We start from the raw sequence: 18147 nt of genomic DNA, 5'->3' as shown, positions 1-18147 counted from the left end.
CCTGACGCCCCGGGCCGGTCAGCGGTTGCGCTCCGATTGGCGACTGCTGTCCGGCCCGCCCACCTCCTCGGGCAGCACATCGATCGGCACGAGCACGATGTCCTGCACCTTCCAGTCCTGCTCGATGCACGCATCCCGCGCCTCCACCAGCTGGGCGATGCTCGGCTCCATCCCGTGCCGCGGCACGATGAACGACTCCACGTGGAAGACGTGCCCCTGGTCGCGCACGCGCGAGCCGACCTCGAGCGTCCACGGCAGGCTCCGCAGGTACTCGTCGATCTTCGCCGTCACCGGATGCGGCTCGTCGCCGTCGAACGTGGTCGCCCGCGTGTCCATGAGGTCGGTGATGGCCGCCTTCATGTTCTTGAAGCCGTCCATGACGATGCTCGCGGCGATGAAGAGCGCGGCGGCCGAGTCGGCCCACCACAGTCCAAGACCGATCCCGCCGACGCCCACGATCGAGCCCGCCGCGGTCATCCAGTCGGCCTTGTTCATGTCGGCGTCGGCGAAGAGCACCTTGTCGTGCAGCTCCTTCGCGAGCTGCATCTTCACCCGCCCGAAGTAGATGGGCAGCGGGATCGTCAGCGCCATCGCGCCCATCATGAGCCAGCCGAGCCAGATCGTCTGCCCGAAGAGCACGACGGAACCGATCGGCGGATGCTCTGCGGTGATGAGTCCGGACGCCGAGTCGTAGATGAGGAACGCGCCCATCGTGAAGAGTGCGACGCCCGCGACGAGGTGCGCGACACCGACCGAGCGGTGGTAGCCGTACGGGTACTTCGGCGTGGGCTTCTTGTTGACGAGGCGCACCGCGAGCAGGAACGCGAAGGGCGGCGCGAGCGAGAGCAGATCCTCGATCCAGGCCGCCTTCATCGCCTGCGAGCTGCCCATCACGAGGTAGACCATGGTGATCGCGACGGCGAGGAACGCGATCGTGAACCACTCGAACCTGATGGCTCTGCGCAGCGCCTCGGCCTGGCGCTCGGGTAGCTCGACGCGGCCGAACCGAGGCTTCACGAGACCGCCTCCTCGTCGAGGAACGACTCGAGGGCGACGAGGAACGCGTTCTCGCCCAGCGGCGCGAGCATGACGTGCTGCTCGTCCCACTCGCCGGTGCCGGCGGTGACGTACGGGCGGGTGGCGGCGCCGAACTCCGTCCAGGGCGTGTCCTCGAGGAAGCCCCCGATCACGAGGTCGAGCTCCCCGGCCTCGAGCGCCTCCGCGAGCGTCGCCTCGCTGCCGGCCGTCCACGCGACCGTCGCGCCCTGCTGCTGCGCGAACTCCAGCACGAGCGTCGGCTCGGTCCCCGACGGCTCACCGCTGCCGCTGAGGTCGACCCACGGCGCGTTCTCCGTCACGCCGACGCGCAGCACGCCGCCCTGCACGCGCTCGAGCGTGCCGTCGGGATCGGCGGGGATCGAGCCGCAACCGGTCAGCACGACCGCGGTTGCAGCCATGGCCGCGAGCAGTCGGAGAGGCCTGCGCATGAGGCCGACCATAGCGAAGAACCGTCCCCCGGAGACTCGCGTCCGCTCCAGGCCTCCTGGGGCCGGCTCGACGCGCGCGCACCACTCCTGAGACGTCATCCGAGCCAGGCGCGCCCGGGTTTGCACACAGCGTTTCCTGATGACGCGGCTAGAGGCTGAGCGTTTCGCAAGCAATGCTCATGTTCGGTGGACCTGGCGGCTCGCATCGGGTGGACTCCGAGCGACGGAGTCCCCATCTCCAGCGAGGAGCCTGCGATGCCCCACTACATCGTCGACAGGAACGCCCAGGCGAACGGCGACCACGAGGTCCACCTCAGCGGCAGCGTCTGGAGCTGCCTGCCCGCCGAGGCCGATCAGCGCGAGCTCGGCTCGCACGACGGCTGCGCGAGCGCGTTGCGCATCGCGCGGCTGTTCTACGGCAAGGCGAACGGATGCGCGCGGTGCGCGGTGAGCTGCCACGTCCCATCGGACGCGGTCAGCTCGCTGGCTGCTCCCGGCGCGGCCGTCGGAAGCGCCTGACCACCGCGAGCGCCCCGGCGCCGCTCAAGGCGTCGGCCCTGGGGATCCGGTGGGGTGGCCGTCAGCTCCCGGTCGACTCCGCGCCGTAGTCGCGCGCCGACCACCGCTCCGGGCGGATGACGAACGCGACGAAGCCCTCGCGATCGGCGTACGGCTCGCCCGTGTACTTGATCGAGAGCCGGTCGACGATCGCCATGCCGTCGTCGCCGTCGATGCGCGCGACGACCTCGCCGCGCACCGTCGCCATCATGTAGGCGTCGTCAGGCGCCGTGATCGAGAGCGCGACGCGCGGGTCGCGGCCGACGTTGCGGTCCTTGCGCGAGCCGGCGATCGTGAAGAAGACGAGCTCGTCCTCGCCGTGCCGATCGATCCACAGCGGCACGACCTGGGGCGCGCCGTCCGGCTCGAGCGTCGCGAGGTGCGCGACCGCCTTCGTCGAGAAGTGGTGGGCGATGTCGGTCCATGCCTGCATCGGATGCCGTCCTCTCGCTGGACACGCCAGGGCGGGCCGCCGTCGCGCGCCAGCGTACCGATGCGCGCCGAGTGCGGCACCGCCGCGCCCACCGGGTGCCGAGCGCGCCGCCGCGCTCGGCACCCGTCGCCGTCAGCGGAGCGCGAGCGAGCGCTCGTCCGCGTCGGCGCCCGCGGGCAGGTCGGGGAACGCATCCGCCACGCCCTGATGGACGATGCGGCCCGCACGGGTGTTGACGCCGAGCGCGAGCGCCGGGTCGGCGGCGATCGCAGCCTCCCCGCCGAGCTGCGCGATGCGCCGGATGTACGGGAGCGTCGCGTTCGTGAGCGCCTTCGTCGCCGTCTGCGGCACGGCGCCGGGCATGTTCGCGACGCAGTAGTGGCGGATGCCGTCGACCTCGAACGTCGGCGACGCGTAGGTCGTCGGGCGGGAGGTCTCGAAGGCGCCGCCCTGGTCGATCGCGACGTCGATGAGCAGCGCGGTGGGCTTCAGCAGCGCGAGCTGCGCGCGGGAGACGACCTTGGGCGCCGCGCGGCCGGGCACGAGCACTGCGCCGATGACGACGTCGGCGTGCGCGAGCTCGGCCTCGACCGTCGCGACATCCGACATCAGCACGCGCGCTCGCCCGCCGAGCAGCGCGTCGAGCTGGCGGATGCGCTGCGGCGACATCTCGAGCACGGTCACCTCGGCCTGCATGCCGAGCGAGAGCTGCGCCGCCTGCGTGCCAACGGCGCCGCCGCCGATGACGAGCACGCGGGCCGGCGCGACGCCGGGAGCGCCGCCGATCAGCAGGCCGGGACCGCCCCCCGGGCGCATGAGGTGCGCGGCCGCGGCGTGCGCGGCGAGGCTGCCGGCGATCTCGCTCATCGGCGCGAGGAGCGGCAGCCCGGTGCCGTCGGCGACCGTCTCGTAGGCGACGCCGAGCGTGCCGGCGGCGAGCAGCGCTTCGGTGAGCGACCGGTCGGCGGCGAGGTGCAGGTAGGTGAAGAGCGTGAGGTCGTTCCGCAGGAATCCGTATTCCTCAGCGATCGGCTCCTTCACCTTCACCAGCAGCTCGGCCCGCCCCCACGCATCCTCGCGCGAGACGAGCTCGGCGCCCGCCGAGAGGTACTGCTCGTCGGGGAAGCCCGCGAGCGCCCCCGCCCCGTGCTCGACGAGCACCGTGTGCCCCGCGCGCACGAGGTCCTCGGCGCCGGCGGGCGCGAGCCCGACCCGGGCCTCGCCCGGCTTGATCTCCTTGACGACTGCGATGCGCATCCGCCGCTCCTTCTGCTGAGCAGCGCGGCGGGTTCCGCGGCGCTGCGGTGTGTGTGGCTTGTGTGCCTGACTCGAGTGTGCCGCGCGTTCGGGCTCCTGGCCACCGCGGATCAGTGCTGGTGCAAGGCGGAGCCGGCGAGGCCGACCTCCGCATCGTTCGCGCGCTCGACGAGCGCGGCCCTGTCGGCCGCGATCGTCAGCGCTGCGACTCCTCGGCGATGGCCTGCTCGATGGCGGCGACGTAGTTGACGACCTCCTGGTCGCTCACGATGAAGGGCGGGCTCAGCTGCAGCGTGTTGCCGCGCAGCGGGCGCGTGATGAAGCCGAGCTCGACCGCCCGGTCGGCGACCCGCTCGTTGACGAGCCGCTCGTCGAGGCTGACGCCGCCGAGGAAGCCGGCGACGCGTACGTCGACGACGGCCTCCTGCCGCTGCTGCAGCCCGTCGAGCTGGGCGCGCAGCACCTGCTCGAGCTCGCGCACGCGCGGCACGAGGCCGTCGCGCTCGAGCACGTCGAGGTTCGCGAGCGCCACGGCGGCGGCGGTGGCGTGGCCCGCGTAGGTGGCGCCGTGGCGGAAGACGGGGGTGTCGGGCGAGTCGACGTAGAAGGGCTCCCACAGGCGGTGTGCGACGAGCACGCCGCCGAGCGGCGCGTAGCCCGAGGTGACGCCCTTCGCGAAGGTGACCATGTCGGGCTCGATGCCGTAGCGCTGTGCCGCGAACATCTCGCCCGTGCGGCCGAAGCCCGTGATGACCTCGTCGAGGATGAGCAGGATGTCGTGCTCGCGAGCCAGCCGCTGCAGGCCCTCGAGGTAGCCGTCGGCGGGCGGGTTGACGCCGCCGGTGCCCTGGATCGGCTCGGCCACGATCGCGGCGATGCTGTCAGCGCCGAGCCGGGCGATCGTCTGCTCGACCTGCGCGATGTCGTCGGCCGAGACGCGTGCGGTCTCGGGCACGAGCGACTCAGTGCCGTAGCCCTCGCGGTTGAAGTCGAGGCCCGCGATGCTCGTGCCGTAGGCGTGCAGGCCGTGATAGGCGTGCTCGCGGCTGAGGATGATCTGCTTGCTGCCTCGGCCCTCTCGCTGCCAGTGGCGGCGGGCGAGCTTGCAGGCGACGTCGATCGCGTCGGAGCCGCCGGAGTTGAGGATGACCTTCGCGCGCTCCATGGGCGCGAGGGCGGCGAGCCGCTCGCCGAGCTCGAGCGCCTGGTCATTGGCGTAGCGCCCGAACACGTGATAGGTCTCGAGGCGGAGCATCTGCTCGTGCGCGGCACGCGCGAGCTCGGGGTGCGAGTGGCCGATGTTCGCGTGCCAGAGGCCCGCCGTGCCGTCGAAGAGGCGCTGCCCATCGGCGGTCGTGAGGTAGGAGCCCTCGCCGCGCTCGATCACGAGCTGGCGGCCGAGCACGGAGGGCATGTGCGCCTGCGCCGACCAGAGCGCCGGACCGTCGAGCACGGCGCCCGTCGTCGTGCTGATGGCTGGGTCGGTGAGCGTCATCGCTTCTCCTCGTCGAGTCGGTGCCGCGGCGATCGCGTGCGGGCGCATCGGAGCGCGCCTCTCGGCAACCATACGAGCGCGGATGCGTCAGGTACAGCGACGCTTCCTTACCGGTTCTCGTCGGCGGCGCTTACATGTTCGCGAGCGCGTCCCTGACCGCTTCGCGCACCGCCCGGAAGGCCGGATGCTCCGCTGCACCCGAGCGCGTCAGCAGCAGCACGCGACGGTCCGTCTCCGCCGGCAGCAGCGCGCTCGGGCGCAGGCTGCTGCCCGCCTCCCGCACCACGAGGTCAGGCAGGAACGCGGCGGCGAGCCCGGCCTCGACCATCCGCAGGTGGAAGAGCATGTCGGACGATTCGTGCACGACCCGCGGCTCGATTCCCACCTCCCGGCACACGCGGAGCGCCCAGAGCGTCGAGGGCGCGTCGGGCGGCTCCATCACCCACGGCACGTCGCGCAGCTCCTCGATGGAGTCGGCGGCGTACCGCTCGGGCAGGTAGCCGCGCACCGGGTCGCGGCCGATCTCGGCCGCATCGACGACGTCGGCGGGCGCGAGCTGCGTGCCCGCGAACGTGTCGACGATCACCGCGTCCACGCGCCGGGCGACGAGCTGCAGCACGCCCTCCTGCGGGTCGAGCCGACGCAGCCGCACGTCGAGCCCGGGCTGATCGCGCATGAGCGAGCGGAGCGCCGACGGCATCACGAGCCGCGCGATGGACGAGTAGACGGCGACGGTGAGGATGCCGCGCGGCTGGTGGTGCGAGGCGGCGAGCTCGGTCTCGGCGTGCTCCATCGCGGCGAGCACCGCCTCGGTGTTGCGGACGAGCTCGAGCCCGGCGGGCGTCAGGCGTGCCGTGCGGCCCACCTTCTCGAGCAGCGCCGTGCCGGTCTCGCGCTCGAGCACCGAGAGCTGCTGCGAGACGGCGGAGTGGCTGTAGGCGAGCTCGCGCGCCGCCGCTGTGATGCTCCCGTGCATCGCGACCGCGCGCAGCATCACGAGGCGATTGAGGTCGAGCACGGTCGTAGCCTACGAGCCGGCGACGGGGGCGCCTCCGTCGGCGGTGGTGCGTGGCGCGACCGGCGAGAAGGGAGCGCGCCTGCGCGGCTCAGGCAGTCTCGGCTGGCTTCGCGCGGCCCGGTCCTCGACGCTCATCCTCGCGAGCACGCGCACGTCGACGCCCGCAGGGAAGTAGGTGCGCCGCCGCCGCTCGAGCAGCAGCAGGTACCACCAGGCGGGGACCTTCCTGCCCTTCGATCGATTGTGCGGCCGGCATAGCGCCTGCCCGTTGCTCTCGACCGTGGGTCCGCCGCGCGACCACGGGAAGATGTGGTCCACCTCGGTCGCCCGCGCCGAGCATCGTCCCGCGACGTAGAAGGCGGCTGCCTCGCAGCGGCCGGCCGCTCGCTCCATCACCGCCGCCCGTGGCGCGTACTTGAAGGTGCGCCAGGGATCACGCCGGGGGAGGACCGGATGCCGGGTGAACAAGGGGCAACGGATCACTGCCAGCGCGACGATGACCGCCGCCACCCACGGCACGTAGGGCGCGACCGCGGCGAACATCGGCCCATAGACCAGCACCCAGACATCCATGCGGCATCCTCCGTCGCAGCCACGCAGTGCGCCGCAGCCGCGGGCCCTCCGCTCGATTCTGCACCGGGACGGCGAGTGCGCGTGCCTCTGCCCACTCGCCGTCCCGTCGCCCAGCTATCCGTCCCGGACCGAGCCGCCGGCAGGCTGCCGATCTGGCTCAGCGCCGCCGCCACACCGGTTCCTGGAGGCGCGCGCCGCAACCCTGGGTGCCGATGCGCGGCTCAGTCCTGACGAAGTAGGCATCGGTCGCGCCCTCCACCGCCGATGCCGATGCCGATGCCGACGCTCCTCACTACTCCTTCAGGAGGCGACGGTGGATGCGCGCACCGGACGCCTTCAACCGTCGGATGGCAGCAGGTCTCGCGCCCGACGCTGATCTGCCGCTGTGCAACTGCGCACCATGCTCGGAATGAAGAAGAGGTCCGCGACTGCCCAGACGAACCAGAGAAGCCATAGGAGGGACCAACCGTTGCCTTGGGCCTGTGGGCTCGCCACCGGGTCGAGAGCGCTCGAGAAGCCGAGACCAAAGCCGTACATGCCAGCGGCCCAGAAGGCGAGCATGACGACAGCACTGATCGGTCGACGCAGATAGAAGCGGTGCGCTCCGAACGCACCCAAGAACAGCAGAAGCACGTACGCGGCACCCTGGGATTTGCTCGGCGGTGCCATGGTTGCAACCACTCGTGCGGAGCTGTCCGGCGCGTAGGGCCCCCACGACGAACCGTCCCACCACCGCGTCAAACCGGACCCTTGCTCGACATACCAACCAGCTGCCTGCGAAGGGGGAGACCCTGTCATGGAGCGAGCATAAGGGTGGCGATACGCCTCACGATGGTGGCAAAGCCGATCCTTGCGCTCACCTAAGCGCGTCTCAATACGGGATGCTGCAACGAGTCCTCCTGCCCAGCAATGAAGTGCTCTCGGCATCGAGTTTGTTCGGGGACGTCATTCGGCGGCACTCCTACCTTGCCCGCGTCGACGCAGCCAAGCCGGGTCCCCCGCGATGTCGATGCCCTCATCGACGATCGCTACAGAGACGGGTTCAGTGCTCCGCTGGTGGCCGCACCGTGACACGAAAGTACGCATTCTGGCTACGAAAGTGGCCACTCAGCCAGAGAAACAGCACGGCGGCGATCCGCGCCGGGAGTCGAGTGGCGCTTCATCCGCCACGGCCCCGTGGCCTACTCCCCGCCCAGCTGCCCCGTCATCCGGTCGCGCATCGAGGTCGATGCGGCGTTGAGCCCGACGAGCTCGACGGTCTTCCCGAGCCGGCCGTACTTCGTCTCGATCGCGTCGAGGGCGGCGACCGTGGATGCGTCCCAGATGTGCGAGCGCGACAGGTCGATCACGACGTGGTCGGGGTCGTCGACGTAGGAGAACTGCGTCGTCAGGTCGTTCGACGACGCCCAGAACAGCTCGCCCTCCACGGTGTAGCGGGCCGACGCATCCGTCACCTCGCGCCGCACCGACTGGAAGTGCGCCACTCGCCGGGCGAAGAGCACCATCGCCACGAGCACGCCGACGATGACGCCGATCGCGAGGTTGTGGGTGATGACGACCACGACGACGGTCGCGACCATGACGAGCGTCTCCGACAGCGGCATCCGATTGAGGGTCGACGGGCGGATGCTGTGCCAGTCGAAGGTGCTGATGACGACCATGATCATCACGGCGACGAGCGCCGCCATCGGGATGAGCGCCACGACGTCGCCGAGCACGACCACGAGGAGCAGCACGAAGACGCCCGCCAGGAACGTCGAGACGCGCGAGCGGGCGCCCGAGACCTTGACGTTGATCATCGTCTGGCCGATCACCGCGCAGCCGCCCATGCCGCCGAAGAAGCCGGAGAGCAGGTTCGCGACGCCCTGGCCCCACGACTCCCGCGTCTTGTTCGAGCGGGTGTCGGTGATGTCGTCGACGAGCTTGGCGGTGAGCAGCGACTCCATGAGCCCGACGAGCGCCATCGCGAAGGCCGTGGGGCCGATGATGCTCAGCGTCTCGAGCGTGAGCGGCACCTGCGGCACGAAGAGCTCCGGCAGGCTGCGCGGCAGCTCGCCCTGGTCTCCGACGTTCGGCACCGACCAGCCGAACACGAGCACCGCGGCGGTGAGCAGCACGACCGCGATGAGCGGCGCCGGCACCACCTGCTGCAGCCGCGGCAGCAGCACGATCACCGCGACGCCGACCGCGACGAGCGGGTAGACCAGCCACGGCACCCCGAACAGGTGCGGCAGCTGCGCGATGAGCACGAGGATCGCGAGCGCGTTGACGAAGCCCACCATGACGCTGCGCGGGATGAACCGCATGAGCCGCGCGACGCCGATGAGCGCGAGCACGATCTGCATGACGCCGGCGAGCAGCACCGTGGCGATGAAGTAGTCGAAGCCGTGGTCGCGCATCATCGGCGCGATGACGAGCGCGACGGCGCCGGTCGCCGCCGAGATCATGGCGGGCCGACCGCCGACGAAGGCGATCGTCACCGCCATGACGAAGCTCGAGAAGAGGCCGACGCGCGGGTCGACGCCAGCGATGATCGAGAACGAGATCGCCTCGGGGATGAGCGCGAGCGCCACGACGAGGCCGGCGAGCGCCTCGCGGGTGAAGAGGCGCGGGCTCTTCAGCACCGTCAGGACGGATGGGTTGTCGCGGTAGCGCTCGCGCGGCGGCGTGGCGGTGGCCAATGGGACTCCTGGAAAGCGCTGAGCGCGGTGAGACCGGAAGGGGGAGAGGCATCCGCCCCTCCCCCGATTCTCTCAGCCGACCGGCGCAACCTCCGGCTCAGGCTCGATCTCGCCCGCGGCCCGCGCCTTCCGCAGGTTGCGCCGCACGATCGGCCAGAAGAGCGCCAACGCACCCGCTGCTATCAGGCTCGTCAGCACCTGCGCGCGGCCCGACTCGCTGCCGAGCATGATGAAGACGATGCCGATCGCCGCAGCGATGAGCACGACGTTCAGCACCGGGAACAGCCACACCTTCAGCGTGAGCGCGTCGCGCTCCTCCGGGGTCATCTTGAGGCGCAGGCGCCACTGCGTGACCGCGATGAAGACGAAGACGAACAGCGCGACGAGACCCGTCGAGTTCATGATGAAGTCGTAGATGCCCGAGCTCGGCGCGATGAAGTTCACGAGCGTCGCGATCAGGCCGCCGGCGGTGGATGCGAGCACGGCGAAGACGGGAACCCCTCGCTTCGAGCGCTTCGACATGATCGCCGGAGCGAGCTTCTGCTCCGACAGCGCGGCGAACATCCGCGACGCCGAGTAGGTGCCCGAGTTCAGCACCGAGATGACGGCGGTGAAGATGACGAGCGTCATGATCGTCTCGGCACCCGGGATGCCGAGCAGGCTGAAGACGTACGCGAACGGCGGGATCTCGTCGGGCGACGGCAGCTGGTTCCACGGCACGACCGTGACGATGACGAGCACCGCGCCGACGTAGAAGAGCATCACGCGCCAGATGACGGTGTTCGCGGCCTGCCGCACGCCCTTCGCCGGGTCCTCCGACTCGGCCGCCGCCATGACGGCGATCTCCGCGCCGAAGTAGGCGAAGAGCACGAGCGCGATCGACGAGACGACCACGCCGAAGCCGTTCGGCATGAAGCCGCCGTGCTCCCAGAGGTTCGGGATGGAGATCGAGGCACCCGGCCACAGGCCGAGCGCGAAGAGCACGCCGGCGCCGAGGAAGACGACGATCGCGACGACCTTGACGCTCGCGAGCCAGAACTCCGTCTCGCCGAATGCGCGCAGCGAGATGAGGTTGGTGGTCACGAAGATGGCGAGCAGCACCAGCGAGCCGAGCCAGGCCGGCACGGCTGGGAACCACTCGGCGATCATGCCGCCGCCGACGACCGCCTCGTAGGCGATGACACCCACCCAGAAGTACCAGTAGAGCCAGCCGACGATGTAGGCCGCCCAGTCGCCGAGGCCGACGCGCGCGTACTCCATGAACGAACCGACGGCCGGGCGTGCGGCGGCCATCTCGCCGAGCATCCGCATGGCGAGGAAGACGATCATGCCGCCTGCGAGGTACGAGAGCGTCGCCGCGGGGCCGGCCGCCAGGATGACGTTGGCCGAGCCGACGAAGAGGCTCGCGCCGATGATGCCGCCGAGCGCGATCATGGTGACGTGGCGCGACTTGAGCTTCTTGCCGTGCGGGGCCGGCGGGGTGCCGGATGCGTCGGACTCGAGCTCGACGGAGTGCGGGTTGGATGCCACGAGTCGGCGCCTTCCTGGAGAGGTCGCACCGAGGCGAACGATCCGCGGCACCCGCCAATGGTAGTTATCAGACAAGCCAGCGCAAGCATGCGCCCAACCTGTTGGTCCTACCTGCTGGTCGAGCCGGTCCGCGCGCGCAGCGCGCTGACCGAGTCGAGACCACTCAGCCCTTCTTGAAGTGCTTCCGGATCCGGTCGGCCTGCGCCACCGTCAGGTGCCACTCGGTCCCGATCTCGTGGTCCTCGAACGGCCCCTCGCCGTCCTGCGGGTTGCGGAGGAAGCCGCGGACCTGCTTGCCCTTGCGATCCAGTCCCAGCTCGCGCGACAGCTCTACCGGGGTGATCGTGCCGTGGGTCTCATCCGTCTCGTCCATAGGCACGAGGCTACCGGCGACCCGTCGACCCGACGCGGCGCGACGGGGCTTGCTGCTGAACGCAGCTGACCCCGTCGCGCAGATCGGTTACTGGTTCACTCCGGCAGCGTCGCGTAGAGGCGCCCGACGACTTCGCCGCGCGCCAGGCGAGCGAGCCCGTCCGGGATCTCGTCGAAGCCAAGCTCCTCGGCGCGGATCACCAAGTCACCCGACGCGACCATGTCGATGACTTCCTGCAGGTGCTCGGGCTTGCCCTGTGGGGTCGACCCCTGGAGCGTGATCGCCTTGGCGATCAGCTCGTAGGAGTTGAACGTGAACTCGGTCTTGCCCAGTCCGACCTGCGAGACACGGCCGCCGCTCTTGACCGCCTTCAGCGCACCCGTCGTCGTCGTCCCGAAGCCGGCGAAGTCGACGATGACGTCGAGGTCCATGCCCTCGAGCTCGGAGACATCCTTGAAGACCTCAGTGACGCCCTGCTCGCGAGCGGCATCCCAGGACGACTCCTTCGGCTCGACGCCGTAGACGGTCGCTCCCTTGAGCACCGCGATGCGCGCACCCGTCATGCCCAGTCCACCGAGACCGATGATGCCGACGCGGTCGCCGGCCTTCACCTGGCCGTGCACGACGACGCCGGTGTAGGAGGTGACGCCAGCGTCCGTCGCAGCGGCGGCCTGACCCCAGTCGATGCCCTCCGGCAGCTTCACGAGCAGCGACGCCGTGACGAGGATGTATTCCGCGTACGCGCCGTCGTGCGTGACACCGGGCGCGTCGGTCGAGTGAATGGCACCCACGACGGGGTCGCCGATCTGCCAACCCGAGACGCCCTCGCCGAGTGCTGAGATCGTGCCCGCAGCCTCATGACCCAGGATCAGCGGAAGGTCGGTCGAGAAGGGAATGACGCCTTCCATGTAGCCGACATCGCTGTGGCAGAGCCCGGTCGCGCGCACCTTGATGGCGACCTGCCCGGGTCCGGGCTGGGGAACCTCCGCATCAGCCAGGCGGAGAGGCGTGTGCACTGCGTCGAGGATCCATGCCTTCATGGGGGCTCCTTTGCTCGGTGATGGCCACGGCGGCGCGCGATCCGAGCACTGCCGGACCGAGCCTGCGATGGCTGCGTCTTCAACTATCAGACACTTGTACGATAGCTTGCTTCTGCTTGGATGGGCACGCACTCGCGGAGGGAGAGACGACCGATGGAGCGCAGCTTCGACCGGAGCGACCCACGGGCGCTCCGCAGCCGGACCGCGATCCTCGAGACGGCGCGCGCGCTTGCTGATGCGTCGCCGAGCGGCTTCACCGTGAGCGAGATCATCTACGCCGCCGCGATCAGCCGCAGCACGTTCTATGCCCACTTCCGCGACGCGGACGACGTCTACTTCGCTCTGCTGGATGACCGCCTGGATGCGATCTCGCAGAGCGACCTCGAGGCGCGTCAGCGCGGCGATGATCCCGCCCAGATCCTGCTCACGGGTCACGCGAGAGTCATGCGTCATCTCGCCGAGCATCGCGAGTTCTTCGCAGCCGTGCTCGCCTCACCCGAGCGGGCGAAGGTGCGTGAGCGATTCACACGCCGTCTCGCGGAGCTGCTCGTGCGCTCCATGGATGCGGCGCCCTCGCATCCCAATCCTGTGGAGCTCCAGGTCGCGGCGGTCTACACGGCTGCGGGCTTCACCGCGGCCGCATCCGATTGGCTCGCTGGGGCGTTCGACCTCGACGAGGCCGAGCTCACGCGCATCGTGGTCGCGATGACTCCGGAGTGGCTCCGCAACCCCGAAGTGCGCGCGCCCTGACGGGCTCGAACAGGCGCGGCCTGTAGCGCCGAGCGCGCCCGCACCTCGGCTACGTTGACGACATGGCCACGATGGTCCCCGCGGTGATCCGCCCGAAGACACCGCCCGGCGAGGTGCTGGTCTTCGAAGCGCTGCGCGACCACCCGGGCACCGACGGCTGGCTCGTCTGGCACGGCCTGCCCATCCGTCACCACGAGACGCAGCTCGAGGGCGAGGCCGACTTCGTCATCATGGTCCCCGGCGAGGGGATGCTCGTGGTCGAGGTGAAGTCGCACGACCGCATCGACGTCGATGACCGCGGCTGGCGACTGGGCAGCGGTGCGCCGACGCTCCGCTCCCCCTATGACCAGGCGTGGGACAACAGCCGCAGCATCCGCATGTGGATCGAGCGCCGCGCGTACGTGCCTGGGTATCCGATCTGGCAGGCGGCGTGGTTCCCGCGCGTCGGCGGAGAGTTCACGAAGCGGCTCGACCAGCGCCTCGACGTGCCCGCGAACGCCACGCTCACCCGCGCTGACCTCGACCCGAGCCGGCTCGTGACGAGCATCGTGCGCGTGCTGCGCCACGGCGCACGCGAGCTCGAGCGGCGCCTGCCGCCGTTCGCGAGCGACCGGCCCGACGAGCAGGACATCGCCGACGCGCGCGCGGCGCTCGTGCCGGCGGTCAGCTGGAGGCTCGAGGCCGCCGACCGCCGCGCCGCCCGCGCGCGCAACCTGCGTGAGGCGACCGAGCGGCAGGAGGAGGCGCTGCGCTACTTCGCCGGCAACGACCGCCTCATCGTCACCGGTCCGGCCGGCACGGGCAAGACGAACATCGCCGTGCGCGCGGCGCAGCAGCAGGCGAACCGCGACGAGCGCGTGCTGCTCACGTGCTTCAACCGGCTGCTCGAGGCCGACTTGCAGCGGCGGCTGCGCACGCGCGACGACATCGAGGTCGCGTGCGTGCACGAGCTGATGCTCGCGGTCTCGAAGCTCACTCCCCCGGCGGATGCAGACGACGCGTGGTGGAACGGCACGCTCCCCGACGCGACGCTCGCCGTGACGCGCGCACCCGGCTTCGAGCCGCCCTTCACCTGCCTGGTGGCCGACGAGGCGCAGGACCTCGCCCGCGACTCGACGCTCGACGTGCTCGACAGCCTGCTCGTCGGCGGCCTCGCCGGATCGCGCGTGGTGCTCGCCGGCGACTTCACCCACCAGGACATCTACCGCGTCACGCTGGGCGAGGAGCGCGCCCCCGAAGGCGGCGCGCGCCGCGAGACCATCGCCGCCCGCCTCCCCGGCGCCGCCCGCATGACGGTCACGAACAACGTCCGCCAGTCGCCGCAGCTGGTCGAGTTCATCGAGACGGTGCTCGCGGGTGATCTGTACGACGCATCCGACCGCGACGACGACGAGGAGCGCAGCGCCGCGGTGCACCTCTACCGCTCGCGCGAGCAGCAGGACGAGCAGCTGCAGCGGGCGCTCGCCGAGCTTTGGGAGGACGGCTGGGAGCCCGAAGAGATCGTGATCCTCTCCCCGCGCCGCGATTCCGCCGCCGCTCGGGCGAGAGGCCTGGTGGTGGATGCGCTGGCGCCCGGCGGCATGACCGGCTCCGGTGTGCGGTGGGGCACGATCCACGCGTTCAAAGGCCTGGAGGCCCCGGTGGTCATCGTCACCGACGTCGACGGCACCGGCCCGCTGTGGCAGGACCTGCTCTACGTCGGCATGACGCGCGCGACCGATCGACTGGTGGTGCTGACCTCATTGGGGGAGCTGGCCGAACTCGTCCCAACGCCCCGTTCCGAGCCCTGACGCGACTGCCCTTCGGCCGCGCCGACAACCCGCCTACCGCGCCGCTCCACGCGGAGCGACCTGAGCGTCTCGCCGAGGCGGCGAGAATGTTCGCAAGCCGGGTCACCGGCCCCCGCCTAAGCGAAGGTCGACAGTCAGCCCGGCATGGCTTTCACTGAATCACACAGCGACCCAATCGAATTCCGCCCGGAAGTAGCGCGGGTCCACGGTCACGTCTTCGACCAGCCTTTCTGAGACCGAGACTCCAATCCTGAGGTCTTTCAGCAGCTGGCACAGCTTCATGCCATCAATCAAATCGATCTCGGCCGCTCCCGCCCGCGAAGCCTCCTCGCGAGCAGCGGAAGTGAACTCTCCCGTCGTAATCAGCAGGCCCTTGTCACCGCGGCCAGCCATCGCCCCCCGGAAGTCCCGCACGGCGGGAGAGCCGACAGATCCCGCATACCGCTTGCACTGGAAGTACACCTTGAAGGACAACAGCGAGACGCGGTAGACGCCTACACCGTCGATACCTCCGTCTGCGGGACGACCTAGCACTCGAGTGCTGACGAAGCCCGCTTCCCGGAGAATCCTCTGTGCTAGTCGTTCGAACCCTGAGGGCGACAGCTGCATGACGGCGTCGAGAAGCGATTCCTGCCAGCGGTCCTCGTCCGCTAGTGCCAGCTCACCGGCGTTCGATTCGACTCCCACGCTCGCGCTTCCACTGGTTTCGAGTCCAACCGATACAGCGGGGCGGACGACGTCTCTTCGAGCATTCGGGCCAATACTGGGAGCGCGGAGCTCATAAAGCTCGGCGCGTGTGATGTCGCGACCACCTCGAGTAAGACGCCAGACTCCGCGCTCCGAGTTTTCCAGAAGGTTAAGCCCCTTGAGCCGCGTGCGCCTCCACGCGAGCCGGTAGTTCAACTCCGTGCGCGGCCCATCTCCATGGAGGACAGCCTGCTGCTCTTCGGAGTAGTGACCCTGCGTTCGGAGCTCCGAGTCCAGCTCGTCGAGTGTTGCTGAACCACCAAGAGCACGGAGCGCGAGGATTAGATGCCATTCGAGGTCGCGATCGGTGGGAAGTGCAACCGGCATTGTGCCCCTTCTGTCGTAACGGACGCTCAGCGTATGCGGCCGCACGGTGCGGTGCGGCCGATCGTGGCCACGGTTCGAGTTTGAGCGTAGCTCGACCGCTCGGGCGAGTAGCCGATCCGGTATCCGTCCAAGAGACGACAGCGCGTCCTTGCGATCGGCGTGGTGGAGCCCCTTGGCCCGTGTCCGAGCAGGTATGACACCAGTGCGTTCCGAGTCGCCACGGCCCCGAGGACTTCACTCGACTGTGAGTCGAATTGAGGTGACAACCTGCGCCGGATCCTCGTGCTCCCAATATCGGAGTACGCGCCATCCTCGTTCTTGCAAGCCTCGGGTCGCAGCTTGGTCGCGCTGTACGTTTCGCGCGAGTTTCGGCCCCCAGTATTCGCTGTTCGACTTGGGTTGAGTGGCATGGGCTGGGCATCCATGCCAGAAGCAACCGTCGATGAAGATCGCGACGCGGCGTCGAGGGAAGGCGATGTCGGCGCGCGTCCTCAAGTCCGGTTCTAGGCGATAGTCGACTCGATACCGGAATCCAGCCGCATGAAGACGCCTCCGAACTTCCAGCTCGGGCCGCGTGTCTCGCCCCTTGTTCGAACGCATAGAGCGACGCGTGCCCTCGTTCGACGCCCACGACCGCATGGGGTCAGTCCAGAAAACCAGCAATCTCTGCGCCGAGCGCACGCCCAAGCGGGATCGGTACTGCATTCCCGATCTGGCGAGCAATCTGCGTCTTTGACCCCACGAACCGGTGTTCGTCGGGGAAGCCCTGGAGCGTCGCTGCCTCCCAATGCGTGATCGCTCGATCCGCGGTCGGGTGAAGGTATCGACCCTTTTCGGGCTTGAAGAACTCTGTGCGGATCGTCACCGAAGGACGATCCAGGTGCATGCGTCCCATCACGTCTCCCGAGCCCGTCTTGTGGCCAACCCAGCAAGGGGCCTTCAGGTGCTCAGGCAGGTCGAACCGATTGCCGCCGCGAGGAATCTCCGTGAAACGCCGCATCGACAGCTCGGAGTAGCGCCGGCCGAGGTGCAACTCGTCCGCGCGGAACGAGCCCTTGAACGTGCGCCCCTGAAAGTCCATGGTCCTCGTGTCGGGGAACTCGACACCTTCGACGTCTTCGGGAATGTGTGCGAGCGCGGTCCCCACCGCGATCGGAGTGCTCGTGTGCGTGCGATCCGGCCAGCCGGGGAAACCCAGGTCCCGTCGGAATCCGATGAGGATCGCGCGCTTGCGCGTTTGCGGCGCGCCGTAATCGGCTGAGTTGAGAATGCGCGCTTCGAAGTCGTAGTCCCGAAGACTGCCGTCGTCAGCAGACGCCCGGAACTGCGCAAACTGTGGAGACTTGCCGAAGGCCGCAACATTCTCTACTACGAACAGTTCCGGCTGCACGGCCAAAATGGTCCGCTCATACTGGCGCCAGAGATCGTTCCGCTCGTCATCGACCTCCTGCTTGCCGAGTGTGGAGAACCCCTGACACGGCGGACCACCGATGATCACGCGGGCCATACCGGGCGTCGCGCCGCCCTCATCGAGCCAGTGCTTGATGTCCATCGCGTGCACTTCGGCATCGGGGAAGTTACTGCTGTAGGATGCTGCCGCTGCGGTGTCGAATTCGACGGCGGTCACCGACTCGAAGCGTGCTGATGCGTCGTGGAAGCCTCTGGACAGACCCCCGGCACCCGCGAACAGATCGAGCATTCGGATTGCGTCGGGCATCCTGACAATCTAGTCCGCACCCGCGACATCGTGTGCGGGCTCGCGGGGCCGGCTGGGAGAGACGGTGGGCCAGCTCGGCTGCACACTGCACGTGCGTGCGTGCGTGAGCATGCATCGAAGTGCGCCCGGTCGTCGCGACGCAAAGTCGCGCCCGAGCGAGGAAGCGGATGCCAACTCCACACCACAGGTCGGCAGTCCCCCGCGAGACAGACCGGGCCGTGGGCGAGCTCTTGGAGCGACTCACCAGGCGCCATCACGCGTATCCGGGAGCCCGCACGACCCCTCTGATGGCGGCACGTGCGCGTAAGTACTCCCGCCGGGCAGGATGGGCGGGCTCCGGCCAACCGATGACGGATTCTGACGCAATGCGC

18 protein-coding genes are annotated in these 18147 nt (G+C 69.4%); 3 read left to right on the top strand and 15 right to left on the bottom strand.

The window, feature by feature from the left end:
* Positions 1-18 precede the first annotated feature (18 nt).
* Both ABD106_RS10415 and ABD106_RS10410 read right to left on the bottom strand, forming a co-directional pair.
* Positions 19-1017, bottom strand: coding sequence for a cation diffusion facilitator family transporter (locus ABD106_RS10415; protein ID WP_343920088.1), 999 nt, complete (start codon positions 1015-1017; stop codon positions 19-21).
* Complete coding sequence (locus ABD106_RS10410; RefSeq protein ID WP_343920086.1) at positions 1014-1487, bottom strand: transporter substrate-binding domain-containing protein; 474 nt, start codon at positions 1485-1487, stop codon at positions 1014-1016. The genes ABD106_RS10415 and ABD106_RS10410 overlap by 4 nt, the downstream gene beginning before the upstream one ends.
* Before the next feature lie 255 nt (positions 1488-1742).
* Between ABD106_RS10410 and ABD106_RS10405 the strand changes: the two genes are divergently transcribed.
* A complete protein-coding gene (locus ABD106_RS10405; protein WP_343920084.1) occupies positions 1743-2006 on the top strand; it encodes a hypothetical protein in 264 nt (87 codons plus the stop codon).
* A 61-nt stretch (positions 2007-2067) separates the two neighbouring features.
* On the opposite strand, the gene ABD106_RS10400 is transcribed toward ABD106_RS10405, so the two are convergent.
* From ABD106_RS10400 to ABD106_RS10355, 10 genes are all read right to left on the bottom strand, one after another.
* The gene (locus tag ABD106_RS10400; RefSeq protein ID WP_343920082.1) at positions 2068-2478 is read right to left on the bottom strand and encodes a TIGR03618 family F420-dependent PPOX class oxidoreductase; all 411 of its coding nucleotides are present in this window, start codon (positions 2476-2478) and stop codon (positions 2068-2070) included.
* Between the two features lie 132 nt (positions 2479-2610).
* Positions 2611-3735: an alanine dehydrogenase gene (ald, locus tag ABD106_RS10395; RefSeq protein WP_343920080.1), complete on the bottom strand. Its 1125-nt coding sequence runs from the start codon at positions 3733-3735 to the stop codon at positions 2611-2613.
* A gap of 196 nt (positions 3736-3931) precedes the next feature.
* The gene (locus ABD106_RS10390) at positions 3932-5230 is read right to left on the bottom strand and encodes an aminotransferase family protein (protein ID WP_343920078.1); all 1299 of its coding nucleotides are present in this window, start codon (positions 5228-5230) and stop codon (positions 3932-3934) included.
* Between the two features lie 130 nt (positions 5231-5360).
* A complete protein-coding gene (locus ABD106_RS10385) occupies positions 5361-6248 on the bottom strand; it encodes a LysR family transcriptional regulator (protein WP_343920076.1) in 888 nt (295 codons plus the stop codon).
* Positions 6249-6257: 9 nt separating this feature from the next.
* The gene (locus ABD106_RS10380; RefSeq protein WP_343920074.1) at positions 6258-6821 is read right to left on the bottom strand and encodes an HNH endonuclease; all 564 of its coding nucleotides are present in this window, start codon (positions 6819-6821) and stop codon (positions 6258-6260) included.
* Positions 6822-7157: 336 nt separating this feature from the next.
* A complete protein-coding gene (locus ABD106_RS10375; RefSeq protein ID WP_343920072.1) occupies positions 7158-7490 on the bottom strand; it encodes a TM2 domain-containing protein in 333 nt (110 codons plus the stop codon).
* 512 nt (positions 7491-8002) lie between these two features.
* Positions 8003-9502: a SulP family inorganic anion transporter gene (locus ABD106_RS10370; RefSeq protein ID WP_343920070.1), complete on the bottom strand. Its 1500-nt coding sequence runs from the start codon at positions 9500-9502 to the stop codon at positions 8003-8005.
* Positions 9503-9574: 72 nt separating this feature from the next.
* Complete coding sequence (locus ABD106_RS10365) at positions 9575-11032, bottom strand: amino acid permease (protein WP_343920068.1); 1458 nt, start codon at positions 11030-11032, stop codon at positions 9575-9577.
* 163 nt (positions 11033-11195) lie between these two features.
* Complete coding sequence (locus ABD106_RS10360; protein ID WP_343920066.1) at positions 11196-11405, bottom strand: hypothetical protein; 210 nt, start codon at positions 11403-11405, stop codon at positions 11196-11198.
* 95 nt (positions 11406-11500) lie between these two features.
* Positions 11501-12880 carry a zinc-binding dehydrogenase gene (locus tag ABD106_RS10355; RefSeq protein WP_343920064.1) on the bottom strand — a complete coding sequence of 460 codons (1380 nt, stop codon included), beginning with the start codon at positions 12878-12880 and terminating at the stop codon, positions 11501-11503.
* Positions 12881-12889: 9 nt separating this feature from the next.
* Here ABD106_RS10355 and ABD106_RS10350 point away from each other — a divergent pair, with 9 nt between their 5' ends.
* Both ABD106_RS10350 and ABD106_RS10345 read left to right on the top strand, forming a co-directional pair.
* Positions 12890-13195: a TetR-like C-terminal domain-containing protein gene (locus ABD106_RS10350; RefSeq protein WP_343920062.1), complete on the top strand. Its 306-nt coding sequence runs from the start codon at positions 12890-12892 to the stop codon at positions 13193-13195.
* Positions 13196-13257: 62 nt separating this feature from the next.
* A complete protein-coding gene (locus ABD106_RS10345; RefSeq protein WP_343920060.1) occupies positions 13258-14985 on the top strand; it encodes a nuclease-related domain-containing DEAD/DEAH box helicase in 1728 nt (575 codons plus the stop codon).
* A gap of 159 nt (positions 14986-15144) precedes the next feature.
* Here the strand turns inward: ABD106_RS10345 and ABD106_RS10340 are convergent, their stop codons facing one another.
* The 3 genes from ABD106_RS10340 to ABD106_RS10330 all read right to left on the bottom strand — a co-directional run bounded on the left by ABD106_RS10340 (position 15145) and on the right by ABD106_RS10330 (position 17776).
* The gene (locus ABD106_RS10340; protein ID WP_343920058.1) at positions 15145-16059 is read right to left on the bottom strand and encodes a restriction endonuclease; all 915 of its coding nucleotides are present in this window, start codon (positions 16057-16059) and stop codon (positions 15145-15147) included.
* Positions 16060-16293: 234 nt separating this feature from the next.
* Positions 16294-16698, bottom strand: coding sequence for a very short patch repair endonuclease (locus ABD106_RS10335; RefSeq protein ID WP_343920056.1), 405 nt, complete (start codon positions 16696-16698; stop codon positions 16294-16296).
* A 4-nt stretch (positions 16699-16702) separates the two neighbouring features.
* The gene (locus tag ABD106_RS10330; RefSeq protein ID WP_343920054.1) at positions 16703-17776 is read right to left on the bottom strand and encodes a DNA cytosine methyltransferase; all 1074 of its coding nucleotides are present in this window, start codon (positions 17774-17776) and stop codon (positions 16703-16705) included.
* Positions 17777-18147 lie beyond the last annotated feature (371 nt).

This window comes from Agrococcus citreus (assembly GCF_039527715.1).
Taxonomy (GTDB): domain Bacteria; phylum Actinomycetota; class Actinomycetes; order Actinomycetales; family Microbacteriaceae; genus Agrococcus; species Agrococcus citreus.
Note: the sequence above shows the minus strand (reverse complement) of the source record. Positions and strands in the feature narration are given on the sequence as shown.